Annotated in this window: 14 protein-coding genes; 3 read left to right on the forward strand and 11 right to left on the reverse strand. The window is 66.6% G+C overall.

Going from position 1 to position 17,117, the window contains the following annotated elements:
• Positions 1–60: 60 nt before the first annotated feature.
• On the reverse strand, positions 61–1,497 hold the full coding sequence (gene glnA, locus QQS53_RS05360; RefSeq protein WP_472774871.1) for a type I glutamate--ammonia ligase: 1,437 nt from the start codon (positions 1,495–1,497) through the stop codon (positions 61–63).
• Between the two features lie 175 nt (positions 1,498–1,672).
• On the opposite strand from glnA, the gene QQS53_RS05365 reads away from it, so the two are divergent.
• Entirely contained in the window at positions 1,673–2,146 is a 474-nt protein-coding gene (locus QQS53_RS05365; RefSeq protein WP_070767747.1) for an RDD family protein, read from the forward strand.
• Between the two features lie 98 nt (positions 2,147–2,244).
• Here the strand turns inward: QQS53_RS05365 and QQS53_RS05370 are convergent, their stop codons facing one another.
• The 7 genes from QQS53_RS05370 to sucB all read right to left on the reverse strand — a co-directional run bounded on the left by QQS53_RS05370 (position 2,245) and on the right by sucB (position 11,767).
• Positions 2,245–3,030 (reverse strand): DUF4191 domain-containing protein, encoded by a 786-nt coding sequence (locus tag QQS53_RS05370; protein ID WP_472774872.1) that lies wholly within the window; start codon positions 3,028–3,030, stop codon positions 2,245–2,247.
• A 115-nt stretch (positions 3,031–3,145) separates the two neighbouring features.
• On the reverse strand, positions 3,146–4,198 hold the full coding sequence (gene lipA / locus QQS53_RS05375) for a lipoyl synthase (RefSeq protein ID WP_290222535.1): 1,053 nt from the start codon (positions 4,196–4,198) through the stop codon (positions 3,146–3,148).
• Positions 4,199–4,302: 104 nt separating this feature from the next.
• Positions 4,303–5,139 (reverse strand): lipoyl(octanoyl) transferase LipB, encoded by an 837-nt coding sequence (gene lipB, locus QQS53_RS05380; RefSeq protein ID WP_472774873.1) that lies wholly within the window; start codon positions 5,137–5,139, stop codon positions 4,303–4,305.
• 160 nt (positions 5,140–5,299) lie between these two features.
• Entirely contained in the window at positions 5,300–5,689 is a 390-nt protein-coding gene (gene gcvH / locus QQS53_RS05385; RefSeq protein ID WP_472774874.1) for a glycine cleavage system protein GcvH, read from the reverse strand.
• 57 nt (positions 5,690–5,746) lie between these two features.
• Positions 5,747–6,859 (reverse strand): glycine cleavage system aminomethyltransferase GcvT, encoded by a 1,113-nt coding sequence (gcvT, locus tag QQS53_RS05390; protein WP_472774875.1) that lies wholly within the window; start codon positions 6,857–6,859, stop codon positions 5,747–5,749.
• On the reverse strand, positions 6,860–9,715 hold the full coding sequence (gcvP, locus tag QQS53_RS05395; RefSeq protein ID WP_472774876.1) for an aminomethyl-transferring glycine dehydrogenase: 2,856 nt from the start codon (positions 9,713–9,715) through the stop codon (positions 6,860–6,862).
• A 330-nt stretch (positions 9,716–10,045) separates the two neighbouring features.
• The gene (gene sucB, locus QQS53_RS05400; RefSeq protein ID WP_472774877.1) at positions 10,046–11,767 is read right to left on the reverse strand and encodes a 2-oxoglutarate dehydrogenase, E2 component, dihydrolipoamide succinyltransferase; all 1,722 of its coding nucleotides are present in this window, start codon (positions 11,765–11,767) and stop codon (positions 10,046–10,048) included.
• A gap of 173 nt (positions 11,768–11,940) precedes the next feature.
• Here sucB and QQS53_RS05405 point away from each other — a divergent pair, with 173 nt between their 5' ends.
• Positions 11,941–12,336 carry an oxidoreductase gene (locus tag QQS53_RS05405; RefSeq protein WP_472774878.1) on the forward strand — a complete coding sequence of 132 codons (396 nt, stop codon included), beginning with the start codon at positions 11,941–11,943 and terminating at the stop codon, positions 12,334–12,336.
• Positions 12,337–12,355: 19 nt separating this feature from the next.
• On the opposite strand, the gene QQS53_RS05410 is transcribed toward QQS53_RS05405, so the two are convergent.
• A complete protein-coding gene (locus QQS53_RS05410) occupies positions 12,356–13,915 on the reverse strand; it encodes a leucyl aminopeptidase (protein ID WP_472774879.1) in 1,560 nt (519 codons plus the stop codon).
• A gap of 237 nt (positions 13,916–14,152) precedes the next feature.
• Between QQS53_RS05410 and QQS53_RS05415 the strand changes: the two genes are divergently transcribed.
• The gene (locus QQS53_RS05415) at positions 14,153–15,253 is read left to right on the forward strand and encodes a branched-chain amino acid aminotransferase (RefSeq protein ID WP_472774880.1); all 1,101 of its coding nucleotides are present in this window, start codon (positions 14,153–14,155) and stop codon (positions 15,251–15,253) included.
• Positions 15,254–15,286: 33 nt separating this feature from the next.
• On the opposite strand, the gene QQS53_RS05420 is transcribed toward QQS53_RS05415, so the two are convergent.
• Both QQS53_RS05420 and QQS53_RS05425 read right to left on the reverse strand, forming a co-directional pair.
• Positions 15,287–16,261, reverse strand: coding sequence for a nicotinate-nucleotide--dimethylbenzimidazole phosphoribosyltransferase (locus QQS53_RS05420; protein ID WP_472774881.1), 975 nt, complete (start codon positions 16,259–16,261; stop codon positions 15,287–15,289).
• 2 nt (positions 16,262–16,263) lie between these two features.
• A complete protein-coding gene (locus QQS53_RS05425; RefSeq protein WP_472774882.1) occupies positions 16,264–16,992 on the reverse strand; it encodes a DUF3043 domain-containing protein in 729 nt (242 codons plus the stop codon).
• Between the last annotated feature and the right edge of the window lie 125 nt (positions 16,993–17,117).

Genomic DNA, 17,117 nt, shown 5'->3' on the forward strand with positions numbered 1-17,117 from the left:
AAGCCGGCACCCACGAGGGGCGCCGGCTGGGTGCAGGAAAACCTGCGGCTGGTTAGGAGACTAGCAGTCGAAGTACATTTCGTACTCGAGCGGGGTCGGGCGCAGGCGGGCCGGGGTGATTTCCTCGTCTTCCTTGAGCTTGATGTAGGACTCGATGAGGTCCTCGGTGAAGACGTCGCCCTCGGTCAAAAAGTCCATGTCGTTGCGCAGGGCTTCCAGGGAGGCTTCCAGGGAGGTCGGGGCCTGCGGGATGGAGGCGGCCTCCTCCGGCGGGAGCTCGTAGAGGTCCTTGTCGACTGGGGCGTGCGGCTCCAGGCGGTTTTTCACGCCGTCGATGCCGGCCAGCATCATGGCGGCAAAGCCCAGGTACGGGTTGCCGGACGGGTCCGGGGCGCGGAACTCGATGCGCTTGGCCTTCGGGTTGGAGCCGGTAATCGGGATGCGGATGGCCGCAGAGCGGTTACGCTGCGAGTAGACCAGGTTGATGGGGGCCTCGAAGCCCGGCACCAGGCGGTGGTAGGAGTTCAGCGTCGGGTTGGTAAAGGCCAACACCGCGCCGGCGTGGTGGAGGATGCCGCCGATGTAGTAGCGGGCGGTGTCAGACAGGCCGCCGTAGCCGGACTCGTCGTGGAAGAGCGGGGTGCCGTCCTTCCACAGGGACATGTGGGCGTGCATGCCGGAGCCGTTGTCGCCGGCCAGCGGCTTCGGCATGAAGGTAGCGGTCTTGCCGTAGGCCGCGGCGGTGTTCTTGATGATGTACTTGAAGGACTGGACATCGTCAGCCGCGTGCAGCATGGAGTTGAAGCGGTAGTTGATCTCGTTCTGACCGCCGGTGCCGACCTCGTGGTGGAAGCGCTCGACGTCGAAGCCGGCGTCCTGCAGGTTGCGGACCATGGCGTCGCGGACTTCGCCGGTCTTGTCGTACGGCGCGGTGGGGAAGTAGCCGCCCTTCACGCGGGTCTTGTAGCCGGTGTTCGGGGTGCCGTCGATGTTGGTCTCGGCGCTGCGGTTCCACCAGCCCTCGTCGGAGTCGACCTTGAAGAAGCCCTCGTGGACGTCGGTGGAGTAGCGCACCGAGTCGAAGATGTAGAACTCGGCCTCCGCGCCGAAGAAGCAGGTGTCAGCGATGCCCGTGGAGTTCAGGTATTCCTCGGCCTTGCGGGCGATGTTGCGCGGGTCGCGGGAGAAGGGCTCGAGGGTGAACGGGTCGTGCACGAAGCACTTGATGTTCAGGGTCTTCTCGGTGCGGAACGGGTCGATCATGGCGGAGGACGGATCCGGCAGCAGGGTCATGTCGGATTCGTCGATGGAGGTGAACCCGCGGATGGAAGAGCCGTCGAAGGCTAGGCCCTCGGTAGCGGCGTCCTCGTCGAACTCGGAGGCGGGGATGCTGAAGTGGTGCTCGATGCCCGGGACATCGGTAAAGCGGATATCGACAAAACGGACGTCTTCGTCCTGAATAAACTTTACGATGTCCTGAACGGTCTCGAAAGCCATGGTCATGCTCCTGAATATTGAGATAAAAATGGGCTCTAGGCAAAGATTTTACGCGCTGCCTTGAGACATATGAGGGATTGCCTTACCACTTTAACAAACCACCTATTACCCGATAGGTTTTGGGATTTCCCAGCGGGGTTTTCTTCTGCCTTCCAACCCCGCTAAATTAGGGGGCATGGCTGAAAAGAAAACGTGGCTGGACGGCCCCAGCATCCCCGGTGAATATGATTCCGCCGAGGCAGTCTCCCGGTGGCCCGGGGAGCTGCTTGGCCTGCCGAAAAGCGGCTCCGGCGCGCAGGCTTCGGTCATGCGCCGCGCCGGCGGTGTGCTGATCGACTGGGGCATTAGCATGGTCCTGGCCATCATCATCACCCAGTTCACCGACGCCCTCGGCGCGGCCGCCACCCTCGGGTACGGCATCTGGATCATCCTGGGCATCGTCTGCGGCTGGCTCTTTGCTCGTACCCCCGGAATGGCGGTGCTGGGCATGGGCGTGGCCCGCGTCGACGCCCCCGGCACCCGCGTGGGCTTCTGGCGCGCGGCCGTGCGCACGCTGCTCACGGCCGTCTTCTTCCCGGCCGCCATGGTCGACGCCGACGGGCGCGGCATGCACGACCGCGGCACCGGCACCACGGTCATCATGGCCTAAGGCGCAGCCCGGCCCGTCAAAAAACAACGGCGCCCGCCTCCCAGCCCGAGATAGTTCGCGGCAAGAGGCGGGCGCCGTTATTATCTGGCGCGGGGACCTTATTTCTTCTTGCGGCCGGCGGCGCGGCGCATGCGGCGGTTCATGCCGGACATGTTGCGGGCCTGCTGGGGCATGGGGCCCTTGGGCACGCCCGGCATCTGGCCCGGCAGGGAATCCATGGCCTCGATGCGGCGGGCGTTGGCGTAGACCTCGTTCTTGTTGTAGTTGCGCGGCAGGCGCATGATGTGGCTGCGCAGCTTGGCCAGCGGCACCTCGCCCTCGCCTTCACCGACGTAGACCTCGTAGACCGGCACGCCGGCGGCGAGCTTGTCGATGCGCTTTTTCAGCTGCCCCACGGTAGCGGACAGGCGCTTCTTGTCGCCCTCGCAGACCAGCACGACGCCCGGGTTACCGATGACTCGGTGGACCAGGTCCTGGTGGCGGGTGACCGCGACGCCCTGCTCGACCTTCCAGACGATGCCGACGGTGTTGCGCAGCTGGTTCTCCAGCGCGTAGCCGGCCACGCCCTTCTGGTCTTCGACCTTTTTGTACATGTCGCGCTCGAGGCGGCGGGTGAAGATGAACATGGCCAAAAGCGCGCCCAGCGCCAGGCCGATGGGCAGCATGAACCACTGCCCGTTGAAGAGCATGCCGATGAGGAAGAAAAGCAGGCCCAGGCCTAAGAAGGCCAGCAGCATCAGCGGGATAAGCGCTTTATCCTGCTTGCGCTGCATCTGGAACGCCTGCCACATCTGGCGGCGCGTCTGCTTGCCCTTTTCGCGCTTGGCTTTCTTCTCTGCCTTTTTTGCGGCCTTGAGATCGGCCTTAGTATTTCCCTGTGCCATGCCCTCTACTCTAAAGGGTTGTGCCCGCAAACTGGAAACGGGGCCGCGCTTTGGCGCGGCCCCGTAACAGTACGAAGTCAGCTAAAAGGTAGACAGGTCAGTACCTGGCAGTGGCCTAGCTCTTGACGCGAGCGGTCACCGGGGTCTCCTCGGACGGGCCGTACTTGTCCAGCAGCGTGGAGGCCTCCTGGGCGGTCGCGCCCTTCGAGGTCTCAGCCAGGTGGGACAGGTGGGCGGGCAGCTCGCGGCCGCGGGCCTCCATGGCCTGAACATACAGGCGGCCGGCGCGGTAGGAGGAGCGGACCAGCGGGCCGGACATGACGCCGCCGAAGCCCAAGGACTTAGCGAGCTTCGAGTGGGAGACGAACTCCTCCGGGCGGACCCAGCGCTCGATGGGGTGGAAGCGCGGGCCGGGGCGCAGGTACTGGGTAATGGTGATGATGTCGCAGCCGGCCGAGCGCAGGTCGCGCAGGGCCTCCTCGATCTCCTCGGCGGTCTCGCCCATGCCGAGGATGAGGTTGGACTTGGTGATAAGACCGTAGTCGTGCGCCTGGCGGATAACGTCCAGGGAGCGCTCGTAGCGGAAGGCCGGGCGGATGCGGCGGAAGATGCGCGGGACCGTCTCCAGGTTGTGGGCGAAGACCTCCGGCTCGGCCTCGAAGACCTCCTGCAACAGGTCCGGCTTGCCGGAGAAGTCCGGGGTGAGGTTTTCCACGCCGGTGTGCGGGTTCAGCTCGTGGATCTTGCGCACCACCTCGGCGTAGAGCCACGCGCCCTCGTCCGGCAGGTCGTCGCGGGTCACGCCGGTGATGGTGGTGTAGTTCAGGTCCATCTCCCGGATGTTTTCGGCCACGCGGCGCGGCTCGTCCGTGTCCAGGGCGTCCGGCTTGCCGGTCTTGATATCGCAGAAATCGCAGCGGCGGGTACAGGAGTCGCCGCCGATGAGGAAGGTGGCCTCGCGGGATTCCCAGCACTCGTGGATGTTGGGGCAGCCGGCCTCCTGGCAGACCGTGTGCAGGGAGGCGCCGGCGACGCGGTTGCGCATATCTTCGTAGCCAGGGCCGGTGCGCACCTGGTTACGGATCCATCGGGGTTTCTGCTCGATCGGAGATTCCGCATTCTTTTTCTCGATGCGTAGCAGCTTGCGTCCTTCAGGCTTAATAGTCACGTTGTCTACCCTACGTTGTTGAGTTGGCGAAGTGGAAAATGTCCGGTTTTCGGGGCGTCCGGCACCCCGGGGATGCCTCAGTCACAACCACTCAAGCGGTGTGATCATTCCTGGTTGGCTGCCGGGGTCGTTCGTTCGGGGGTGGCGGCCTGCTGGCGGGCGCGCCGGCGGGCCTCGTTGGCCAGCTTGGTCGGATCCGGGGCGGAGCCGAAGGTGTGGTCGGCGACGACGAGGCGGCCCGAGAGGGCATCGTCAAGCGCGCCCAGCAACGGCTCGGTGGCCTCCTCCAGGCCGACGTGGCGGCCGAGCTCAAGAGACAGCGTGGTCACGTCGGCGTCGTCGATGCCGCAGGCCACGATGTGTTCGTAGAACTCGAGTGTGTTGCAGCAGTTCAACGCTAGGCCGTGCATGGTCACCCCGCGGGTAATCCGGATGCCCAGGGCGGCGATCTTGCGGTCGCGGTGCGGGGCCTGCGGGTCCTTCGGCTCCGTGGTGGACGGCACCCAGACCCCGGAGCGGCCGTCGATGCGCCCGGCGGTGATGACCCCCATCTGCCGCACGGTCTGGATGGTGGCCTCCTCCAGCCGGCGGACGTAGTCGACCACGTCGACGGGCTCGGCCAGGCGGATGATGGGGTAGACCACGAGCTGGCCTTCCCCGTGCCAGGTGATCCGGCCGCCGCGGTCGACGGTGATGACGGGCTGGCCGTTATCCGGCATGTCGGATTCCATGGTGCGCTTGCCGGCGGTGTAGACGCTGGGGTGCTCGACCACCAGCACCGTGTCCCCGATATCACCGCGGGCGCGCTGCTTGGCCAGGTCGGCCTGCAGGTCCCAGGCTTCCTGGTAGTCCATCCGGCCCAGGTGGCGGATGTCCAAGGGCGCGTTGTCGGCGCGAATGGAACGGTCGGCGGGGAAGAAAGGATCGCGCGGTGCAGTCATAGATACCCATTGTAATTCGCCTTCGTAGCGAGTACGCGCGCGGTTGCCTACCTGGGCAGACAAATGCACCCCGGGCAGACCGACCCGGGCCGCGAAGAGTGCGGGCGGGGGACCGGTCGTGCCGGGGTGCGGGGCGCCGGCACGGGGCCAGCGCGGGAGCTTAGATGCCGTTGGCGGCGGCGTAGTCGGCGGCGCTCATCAGCTCGCCGGCCTCGGAGACCTCGACCTCGAAGAGCCAGCCTTCGCCGAAGGGATCGTTGTTGATGACGGAGTAGTCATCGTGCACGCCCTCGTTCACGGCGGTCACGGTGCCGGTGACCGGAGCGAACAGGTCGGAGACGGACTTGGTGGACTCGACCTCGCCGCAGGAGTCGCCCGCGGTGATGGAGTCGCCGACGGCCGGCAGCTCGGCGAAGACGACCTCGCCCAGGCGCTCAGTGGCGACCGAGGTGATGCCCACGCGGACGGTCTTGCCCACGACTTCGTCCGGAGCGGCAGCCAGCCACTCGTGGTCCTCGGAGTAGGAGTAGTTATCAGGCAGGTTGGCCATGGGGAAAAGTCCTTTCTGAAAGGATCGGGCGTTATCGGGCTTTATTTTAGAACGGTTTTACTTGTCTCGCTTGTAAAACGGCAAGGCCGTTACGGTGAACGGGTAGCGCTTGCCGCGGATGTCGACCTCGACCTCGGCGCCGGGCTCCAGGCCTGCGGAGGTATTCAGCAGCGCCAGGGCGACCGGGTGGCCCAGCGTCGGGGAGGGCTGGCCGGAGGTCACGGTGCCCACGTGGGTATCGCCCACGTAGACCTCGGCGCCGGAGCGGGCCGCGCGGCGCTGGGAAGACTCCAGGCCGGTGATGACCTGCTGCGGGCCCTCAGCGGCGCGCGCACGCATGGTCTCCGCGCCCACGAAGTCCGCTTCCTTCTTGGCGAAGGCGCGGGACATGCCCGCCTCGACCGGGGTGATATCTCGGGACAGCTCGTTGCCGTAGAGCGGCATCCCGGCCTCCAAGCGCAGGGAGTCGCGCGCGGCCAGGCCGCAGGGCTTGAGGCCGTATTCCTCGCCGGCGCGCAGCAGCTCGTTCCACAGCTCCGGGGCGTCCGCGTTGTAGACGATGAGCTCGAAGCCGTCCTCGCCGGTGTAACCGGTACGGGCGACGATGGCGAACTTGCGGGCCACCTTGCCCATAGTGGCGGCGTAGTAGCCGAGCTCATAGACCGCGTCCTGCTTACTGTCCTCGACCAGCGGGACGAGGATCTCGGCGGCCTTCGGGCCCTGGACGGCGATCATCGCCACGTCCTGAGACTCGTTCTTGAGCTGGACGTCGAAATCCTTCGCGCGCTCCTGGAAGGCCTCCCAGACGGCCTGGGTGTTGCCGGCATTCGGCACCACCAGGAACTTCTCCTCCTCGAAGCGGTAGGAGATGAGATCGTCGATGATGCCGCCGTCCTCGGCGGCGACCATGGAGTACTTGGCCTTGCCCACCTTGACGGTCTCCAGGTTGGAGATAAGCGCGTAGGACAGGAACTTGGCCGCATCCGGGCCGGTGACCCAGATTTCGCCCATGTGCGACAGGTCGAACAGGCCGGCGGCCTCGCGCACGGCGCGGTGCTCATCCAGCTCGTTGGCGTATTTCAGCGGCATGTTCCACGGCCCAAAGGCGGTGAAAGTGGCGCCGAGCTTCTCGTGCTCAGCGTGCAGCGGGGAATTGCGTAGTTCGGACATTTAGCTCTCCTTTTCGTTGGTCATCTCGAAAGCCTCCGGCGGCGGGCAGGAGCAGACGAGGTTGCGGTCGCCGTAGGCCTCGTCCAGGCGGCGGACCGGGGCGAAGTACTTGCCGCGGCGCAGCGAGTCCACGGGCCAGGCGGCCTGCTCGCGGCTAAAGCCGTAGTCCCAGTCGTTGCTGGACACGGACAGCGCCGTGAACGGGGCGTGGGCGATGACGGAATCCTCGTAGGCGACCTTGCCGTCGATGATCTCCTGGATTTCGGCGCGGATGGTGCGCATGGCCTCGATGAAGCGATCCAGCTCGCCCTTGTCCTCGGACTCGGTCGGCTCGACCATCAGGGTGCCGGCGACGGGGAAGGCCAGGGTGGGGGCGTGGAAGCCGAAGTCGATGAGGCGCTTGGCCACATCCGCGGCGGTCACGCCGGACTTATCGGTCAGCTCGCGCAGGTCCAGGATGCACTCGTGCGCGACCAGGCCGGCGTTGCCGGTGTAGAGGATCGGGAAGGAATTGTGCAGCTCGTGCGCCAGGTAGTTCGCGCCCAGGATGGCGTGCGCGGAGGCCTGCTGCAGGCCCTGGGAGCCGGCCATGGCCAGGTAGGCCCAGGAAATGGGCAGTACGCCGGCGGAGCCGTACTGGCTGGCCGTGATCGGCACGCCCTCGCCGACCGGGGTGGCCTCGGTGGCATCGTGTGCCGGATCGGCGGCGTTGGACGGCAGGAACGGGATGAGGTGCTCGGCCACCGCCACCGGGCCGATACCCGGGCCGCCACCGCCGTGCGGGATGGTGAAGGTCTTGTGCAGGTTCAGGTGACTGACGTCGCCGCCGAACTGGCCCGGCTGGGCCCAGCCGGTCAGGGCGTTCATATTCGCGCCGTCGATGTAGACCTGGCCGCCGGCGGCGTGGATCTTGTCGCAGACCTCGCGGACCTCTGGGTCGAAGACGCCGTGGGTGGACGGGTAGGTAATCATGATGCCGGCGATGTGCTCGCCGTGCTGTTCGATCTTCTTGTCCAGGTCCGCCAGGTCAATCGAGCCGTCGTCGGCGGTCTTGACCACGCTCACACGCAGGTTGGCCAAGGTCGCCGAGGCAGCGTTGGTGCCGTGGGCGGAAGCCGGAATCAGCACGACGTCGCGGCCGTTGTCGCCGTTGGCCACGTGGTAGCGGCGGATGGCCAGCAGGCCGGCGAGCTCGCCCTGGGAGCCCGCGTTCGGCTGGATGGAGACCTTGGCGTAACCGGTAAGCGCAGCCAGCCAGTCTTCGGTCTGGGTGATGAGCTCGCGCCAGCCGGCGGTGGTCTCCTCCGGGGCGTAAGGGTGGATGCCCGCGAATTCCGGCCAGGAGATGGGCTCCATCGCCGCGGTCGGGTTCAGCTTCATGGTGCACGAGCCCAGCGGGATCATGCTGCGGTCGAGTGCCAGGTCCTTGTCGGCCAGCTCGCGCAGGTAGCGCATCATCTGGGTCTCGGAGTGCAGCGAGTTGAAGACCTCGTGCTCCAGGAACGGGGTGGAGCGCTGGAGGCCTTCCGGCAGGGCGAAGGGTTCGGTGTCGGCCACCTCGCCGCCGAAGGCCTTGGCGAGGGCCTCGACGTCGGCATCGGTAGCGGACTCGCCGAAGGAGACAGAGACCTTGTCGCTGCCGATGGCGCGGACCAGGTAGCCGGCCTCCTGCAGGGAGGACTTGATGGCAGCCGCGTCCACGCCGGTGACGGTGACGGTGTCGAAGAAGTCATCGGAGGCAAGATCCAGGCCCTCGCCCTTGACGGCGGCGGCGAATGCTGAAGCTAGGCCGTGCACGCGCTCGGCGATGGCCTTCAGCCCCCGCGGGCCGTGGTAAACGGCGTACATGGACGCAACGTTGGCCAGCAGCGCCTGGGCGGTGCAGATATTGGAGGTGGCGCGCTCGCGGCGGATGTGCTGCTCGCGGGTCTGCAGGGCCAGGCGGTAGGCCGGGCGGCCCTCAGCGTCCTTGGACACGCCCACGATGCGGCCCGGGATCTGCCGCTTGAGCTTGTCGGTGACGGAGATAAACGCGGCGTGCGGGCCGCCGAAGAACAGCGGCACGCCGAAGCGCTGGGAGCTGCCCGTGACGATGTCGGCGCCCATCTCGCCCGGGGCCTCCAGCAGCGTCAGGGAGAGCGGGTCGGCGACCACGGCGGCCAGGGCGCCCCGGGAGTGGGCCTCCTCGATGACCGAGCGCGGGTCGAAGATATCGCCCTCGGTGCCGGTGTAGGCCGCGACCACGCCGACGATGTCCTCGCCGGCCAGGCCATCGGACAGGTCCGCGACGATGACCTCCAGCTCGATGGCCCGGGCGCGCTCGGCGGCGACGTTAAGCACCTGCGGGTGGAGGCGCTCGTCCAGGACCACGCGGCGGCCCTTCTTGACCGCGCGGGACATCAGGCCGACGGCCTCGGCCACGGCGGAGGCCTCGTCCAGCAGGGAGGCGTTCGCGATCGGCAGGCCGGTCAGGTCCTGGATCATGGTCTGGAAGTTGAGGAGCGCTTCCAGGCGGCCCTGGGAAATCTCCGGCTGGTACGGGGTATAAGCGGTGTACCACCCGGCGTCCTCGAGGAGGCCGCGGCGGATGACCGGCGGGGTAATGGTGTCGCTGTAGCCCTGACCGTAGAAGGACTTCAGCAGATGGTTCTTGCCAGCCAGCTCGCGCAGACGTTCCTGGGCGTCGTACTCGCTGAGCGGTTCCGGCAGGCCCGGCAGCTCCGGCCGCTCGTCGGCCCGAATCTTGGCCGGGATAGCGGCGTCGACCAAGTCTTCAACGGTGGAATAACCCACCGCCTGAAGCATCCTAGATTGTTCGGTGGCATCTGGCCCGAGGTGACGGGAGATGAATTCCATTAGCGTTACTCCTTGATTGGGTAGGCAAAACGGCCATACGGAACACCAGTATATTGTCGCGCGCCACACCCCTGGGCCTTTTTCACCCCCAACCACGGCGCGTTAAATACACCTCGTCGCGCCTCGGGGACGTCGGCCCCGCGTGCGGGGGTTAGTGACATCTCCAACTAGACCAAAAAACTGTGACCAAATCCGACCCACAAGGGGGTCGCGGGGGTAGTTGGCCAAAGATGAAGCCCCCGTTGCCTTTCCCTAAAGTCATAGGAAAAGGCAACGGGGGCTCGGGCCGGACCGCTAAGGCCGGCGGCTCAAGGCCGCGTCTTAGCCGGCTTAGAGAGCTAGGTCGGACTCGAAGTCCGCGGTCTCCAGGCGGTCCTTGATGGTGGTGATGAAGCGGCCCGCGTCAGCACCGTCGACCACCTGGTGGTCGTAGGTGAACGGCAGGTAGCACATCTGGCGGATGGCGATGGCGTCCTGGCCGTCGTCATTGACCACTACCGGGCGCTTGGTGATGGCCGCGGTGCCCAGGATGCCGGCCTGCGGCGGAACCAGGATCGGGGTGTCCAGTAGGGCGCCCTCGGAGCCGATGTTGGTCACGGTGAAGGTAGCACCGGTCAGGTCGTTCGGCTTCAGCTTGTTGTTGCGGGCCTTGTCGGCCAGCTCGGCAATAGCCTGGGCGATCTCCGGCAGGGTCTTGTCCTGCGCCTTGTGGATGACCGGGGTGAGCAGGCCGCGCGGGGTGTCCACGGCGATGGCCACGTTCACGTCCGCGTGGTAGGTCATCTCCTTAGTCTCCGGGTTGTAGGAGGCGTTGACGTTCGGGTGGGAGACCAGCGCCTCGACGGTGGCCTTCACGATAAACGGCAGGTAGGACAGGTTGGCGCCGTACTTGTCGATGAACGCCTGCTTGTTCTTCTTGCGCATGTCGGCCACCGCGGTGACGTCGACTTCCTGCACGTGGGTCAGCTGCGCGGAAATCTGCAGGGCCTCGACCATCTTGGAGGCGGTGATCTCGCGGATGCGGTTGACCTTCTGAGTGGTGCCGATGAGCTCCTGCTTCTCCGGATCCACGGACTTGGTGGACCAGTTGGCGCGCTCGCCCGACTTGCCGGAGGCAGCCTTGTCGGAGCCGGACTTCGGGGCCTCGCCCTCGCCGGCAGCAGCCAGCACGTCCTGCTTGCGGATGCGGCCGCCGACGCCGGTGCCTTCCACGGAGTTCAGGTCAACGCCGTGCTTGTCAGCCAGCTTGCGCACCAGCGGGGTCACGTACGGGACGTTGTCGCCGTTGTTGACCTTCGCGGAGGTGTTCTTAGCCGCGGACTCGTCCTTCTTCGGGGCCTCGTCCTTCTTCGGGGCCTCGTCCTTCTTTTCTTCCTTGGCGGAGGACTCCTCGGCCTCTTCTTCTTCCTTGGCCTCGGCCTTGGAATCGGAGTCGTCGGACTTGGCCGGGGCGGAGCCGTCGCCGATGCGGGCGATGACTTCGCCGACCTCGATGGTGTCGTCCTCGTCGGCCAGGATTTCCTGCAGGGTGCCGGCGACCGGGGACGGGATTTCGGTGTCGACCTTGTCGGTGGAGACCTCGAGCAGCGGCTCGTCGACCTCGACGGTGTCGCCGACGGACTTCAGCCACTGGGTGATGGTGCCCTCGGTGACGGACTCGCCCAGCTCGGGCATCTCGACGTCGGTGGCATCCCCGGAAGCGCCGGAATCCTTGGCGGAGGACTCCTCGGCCTTTTCTTCCTTCTTCGGCTCTTCGTCCTTTTCTTCTTCCTTGGCCTCAGCCTTGGAATCAGAGTCGGAGTCGGCGGACTCGCCCTCGTCGCCGATGGTGGCGATGACCTCGCCGACCTCGATGGTGTCGTCCTCGTCGGCCTTAATCTCCAAGAGGGTACCCGCAACCGGGGAAGGGATTTCGGTATCGACCTTGTCGGTGGAGACCTCGAGCAACGGCTCGTCGACCTCGACGGTGTCGCCGACGGACTTCAGCCACTGAGTAATAGTGCCTTCAGTTACGGATTCGCCCAGTTCGGGCATCTCAACGGAGTGCGCCATGAGAATTAAGACTCCTCGAAAGTTGGAAATAACAAACCTTTTGTCAACAGCCTACCGGTTCGGTCAATTCGTCGCGCATTATCTCACCCCTAAAGCGGTGTTCCGCCTCACAGGCTGCCGAAGACTAGGTGTGAGTTACCGGGAAACTGTCTACATCACTAGGATAGTGTGCCGTGTTCAACCCTTTCCGCCGACGTCGCTCTAAGTCCCCGCTGAAGCCGCCCCGCGCCCCCGGGGAAACCATCCGTGAGCAGGATGCACGCGATCTGCAGGGCTGGGCGCGCCCCCGCGGGTGGGTCGAGGCCTTCGTGGAGCCGGAGACCATCGTTAACGAGATGTCGGTGGTCGTCGTCGATGAGGGCGGCGACTTCATCCGGCGGCGCATCGGCGGCCCCAAGGGCATCGACGCCGTGGCCAAGCTGTTGGACTGCCCGATCTACGACGTCGAGGAGACCGGCTACCCGGAGCGGATGCGCCGCAAGATGGAACGCGACCGGATCCTGCGCAAGCGGGAAGAACAAAAAATTCGCCGCGCCCGGTTTGAGCGCGGCGAAAATCCCGATTCTTAAGGGATTAGTCCTCGAACGATTAATCCTCGTCGTCGGTGGTGGCCTCGGCCGCGTCGGTGCTGCCCGCCCCGGCGACCTGCTGCAGGACGGCGATGATGGTGCGGGTCGGCACGCCAGTGGCGCGCTTGGGGGTGTAGCCGCGGGCGCCGTCGCCGTTCCAGGCGGGGCCGGCGACGTCGATGTGGGCCCAGTCGATGCCCTCGCCGACGAAGTGCTGCAGGTAGGTGCCGGCGAACTGCATGCCGCCCTCGCGCTGGGCGTTGATGTTGCGGATGTCGGCGTTATCCGACTTCAGCGACTCGTTGTGCTCTTCCAGCAGCGGCACGGCCCAGGCGTTTTCGCCCACGCGGCGGCCGATGTTGGCGACCTCGTCGCGGAACTCTTCGGTACCCATGACGCCGGCGGTGCGCTTGCCCAGCGCAACCATCTGGGCGCCGGTCAGGGTAGCGGTGTCGATGAGGTAGTCCGGCTTGTCCTCGCTGGCGCGCGCGATGGCGTCGGCCAGCACCAGGCGGCCCTCAGCGTCGGTGTTGAGCACCTCGGAGGTGGTGCCGCCGTAGTGAGTGATGACATCGCCCGGGCGGGTGGCGGAACCAGACGGCATGTTCTCGGCCAGCGGGATGGTCGCGGTGACCGTCACGTCCAGCTTGAGGTAGGCCGCGGCCAGGGTGGCGGCGGCCACGGCGGCCGAACCGCCCATGTCCATGATCATGTCCCACATGCCGGCACCCGGCTTCAGCGAGATGCCACCGGTGTCGAAGGTGATGCCCTTGCCCACCAGCGCGACGTGGCGCTTCGCCTTAGACGGGTTCCAGATCAGGCGTACCAGGCGCGGCGGGCGGGCCGAGCCCTGGCCCACGGACAGGATGCCACCGAAGCCTTCCTTCTTCAGCTGCTTGTCGTCCAGCACCTCGACGTCCAGGCCCGCGGCGGTGGCGTGGGAGGACAGGATGTCCGCGTAGACGGAGGGGTAGAGCTCGTTGGACGGGCAGTTGACCAGGTCGCGGGTGAAGACGGTGGCCTGGGCGATGGCGCGGGCCGCGTTGAACTCGTTCTTGGTGGCCGCGTCCTTCTTGTCCCGCAGGAGGAAGGAGACAGTCGCCGGCTTCTTGTCCGCCGGCAGCTTGTCGGAACGCAAGCCCCGGTGGACGTAGCCGCCCAGGATGATGCCCTCGACGGCGGCGGCCAGGCCGAATTCGTGCAGGGTGGTGGCCACCTTATTCAGGCCTTGGACGGCCCGGGCGGCGCTGCCGGCGGCCCGGCGCAGGCTCTCGTCGTCCAGCTGCTCCGCCTTGCCGAGGCCGACCGCCACGATGGAGTCGGTGCCGACCTCGGGCGGGGCCGGGATGCGGTGGACCGATCCGGCCTTGCCCGTGGCGCCGACGGCCAGCAGCTGGTCGAGGACGGTGCGCAGGGCGTCGCCGTCCAGCGCCGCGGACGCGGGGATCTCCACGCCGTCATCGCTGGCGAAGATGCCGATGACCAAGGCCTGCGCCTTCTCCGGGATCTTCTTCGCGAGCTTAACCGCGGGAACCACGCCGGCGCCCGGGATCTCGATTGGGGATTTCTTCTTAGCCATAGTTGTCATCCTCCTATTAAAAGCCGTCACTATAGTCTGCCCGTCCCGCCGGCAGCGGGGTGGGGTAGCTATTTTTAGGGTATGGCCCCACTGTAGCGGCCAGCAGGCCGGGCCGGGGAAGGTTTGGCCCCGCGGTTTCCCAACAGGTGGGACGAAGGGCGGGGTGGGCGGCGGCGGTCAAAGGGTTTCGCTAATAAAAACCGGTTGGGTGACCAAAAGGCGGAGTAGAGTGTGGACATGACTTTGCTTGACTACACCGTAACCCGTACCGACCAGCCGACCAGCCCGGAAAAGATTGCCGAGATCCTCGACAACCCGGGGTTCGGCCGCTATTTCACCGACCACATGGTCACTATCGACTGGAACGAGGAGGAAGGCTGGCACGACGCCCAGGTGCGCCCCTTCGGCCCCATGGAGATGTCGCCGGCCTCCAACGTCTTCCACTACGGCCAGGCCATCTTCGAGGGCATCAAGGCCTACCGCCAGCCGGATGGCACCGTGGCCACCTTCCGCCCGGAGCAGAACGCCGAGCGCATGATCCACTCGGCCGAGCGCTTGGCGATGCCGCCGCTGCCCGCCGAGGAATTCACCAACTCCCTAGCCCAGTTGGTCGCCGTCGATAAGGACTGGGTCCCGGCCGCCGGCGGGGAAGACTCCCTCTACCTGCGCCCGTTCATGATCTCCACGGAGGTCTCCCTGGGCGTCCACCCGGCTAAGTCCTACCGCTACATCGTCATCGCCTCCCCGGCTGGGGCGTATTTCACCGGCGGCGTTAAGCCGGTCTCTGTCTGGCTGTCCACCGACTACGTTCGCGCGGCCCCAGGCGGCACCGGCGCGGCGAAGTTCGCCGGCAACTACGCGGGCTCGCTGCTGGCGCAGGCCCAGGCCGACGAGAAGGGCTGCGACCAAGTCGTCTGGTTGGACGCGCTGGAGCGCAAATACATCGAGGAAATGGGCGGGATGAACCTGATGTTCGTCTACGGCAGCGGCGACAAGGCCCGGATCGTCACCCCGGCGCTGTCGGGCTCCCTGCTGCCCGGCATCACCCGCGACTCCCTGCTGCAGGTCGCCCAGGATGCCGGCTACGAGGTGGAGGAGCGCCGCATCTCCGCCGAGGAGTGGCACGCGGCAGTCGACAGTGGCGAGATGACCGAGTCCTTTGCCTGCGGTACCGCCGCCGTCATCACCCCGGTCGGCCGCGTGCTGGGCAAGGACGTGGACTTCACCATCAACGGCAACGAGCCGGGGGAGGTCACCATGGCGCTGCGCAAGCAGCTCACCGACATCCAGCGCGGCAGCCAGCCCGACACCCACGGGTGGCTGCACACGCTGGTCTAGGCGGCCGGTCCTAGCCCCGGCGCTGCCGCGGAGTTAGTCCGCCAGGGCCGTGGCGATAAGCTCCACGGCCGAATTCATCAGCGGCAGGGCGGACAGGGCGCCCAGGCCCTGGCCTGCCGTAACCGCCAGATCCAGCCAGGGCTCCTGACCGAGGTCCGCCACGGCGCGCTCGAAGGCCGGGGTGGCGGTGGAGGTCGCGATAAAGACCCATTCCTGGGTGCCCGGGCTTAGCCGCTCGGCCAGCATGGCCGCGGCGGCGCCGAAGGAGCCGTCGATGAGCACCGGGGTGCGGCGCGCGGCCGACTGCGCGATGAAGGCGACCTCGGCGGCAAACGCCGGCGAGCCCAGCAGACGGATGAGCTCGGCCGGCTCGTCGGCCAGGCCGCGGCTGCGGAACATTGCGTCGCGGACGACGCTGACCTGCTGCTTCCATTGCTCCGTCGGGACTTGCGCGCCGTGGGGGACGATGGCCACCGGCTCGGTGCCGGTCACGCGGCCGACGAGGGCGGCGGCCACGGTGTTGTTACCGACGCCGATATCAGCCGGGATCACCAAGTCGTCACCTTCGTCGGCGCTGGCGTCGGCGGCCCTAATACCGATGTCGAAGGCCTGGGCGGCCAGCTCCGCGTCCATCGCATCAGCGCTGTCGATCGGGGCGGAGGTACCCGCCTGGATAAGACGCACGCGCGCCCCAGCCTGGCTGGCCAGAAACTCAATCGGCCCGGTGTGCTCGGAAAGTTGTTGGACCGAGTCCTTGGTGAAGCTAGCCGGCCATTGCGACACCGGCGCGTCGGCGTGGGCGATGCCGTTGTCCCCGGCAAAGACCACCACCCGCGGCCGGGCCACCGGCTGCGGGCTGACCCGCTGCTGGCAGCCGGCCAGCCAGACCACCGGCAGGGCCATCCGCCCCAGGGCGGCGGCCTGCGGGTTTAAGGCCACCTTGGCTGCGAGCTCGCGCCGCTCGGCCGCGCCGATGCCGGCCGCGCTATCCGCCTGCAACTCCACCATGACTAGGCCAGCGCCTCGCCCGGCTTAACCCGCGGGCGCGGAACGCGCCACTTGCGCGGCTGAGTCGCGCGCCCCACCGCGTAGCTGCCGAGGCTGAAGCCGGTCGCGGTGGTGCCGGGGAACTTCACCCTTACTGCGTTGTTGACGCGGCGGCCGTGCAGGATAGCCAGCACGGCGAAGAGCAGGATAAAGACCATGCCCACGGCCGAGACCGCCGGGGAGATGCTCGGGACGAAGGTGCCGACGAACATGAACAGCAGCAAGGCCAGCGCACCGGGCATCGTAAAGCGCAGGGGGCTATTCGCGACGTCGACGACGTCGCGGGCATAAGCCCGCTCCTTGCCGCGGTCGCGAGCCGGCAGGTAGCGCTCGTCGCCGGCGGCCATGCGCTCCTGGGTCTCGCGGTTGCGCTTGCGCTGCTCCTCGCGCTCCTTGGCCTTGTAGTCCTTCCATTCTTCCTTGGACATGGACTTCTTCAGCTCTTTGCGGTTCTGGTGCGCCTGCGCAGTAGACATGCGGTGCGGGTCGCGGATAACGCCCTTGGCGATTTCCTGATCCGCACGCTTCGGGGTCGGCCGGCCCTTCGGCGGAGTGTAGCCCTTCGGGTAGTTCTGGCCGGCCTCGCCTGCGTCAGCCTTGCCGTTGTGCGCGGCCGAGCCGGCGCTGGCCGACTGGTCGGCGTTCTCCGCTGCAGCGGCGTCCTGATTGTCTTTTTGCCACGGTAGTTTCACAACACCCAAGGTTACAAGGTTGGTTGGCTAAAGTGGAATAAGCCCCGCGCCCGCGCGGTTGAACAGTAATACAAGCCATGACCCCGCCGCCGGGCACGTCAGCCTTTCTTGACGGTAGTGAGGCG

This window comes from Corynebacterium sp. 2571A (genome assembly GCF_055700935.1).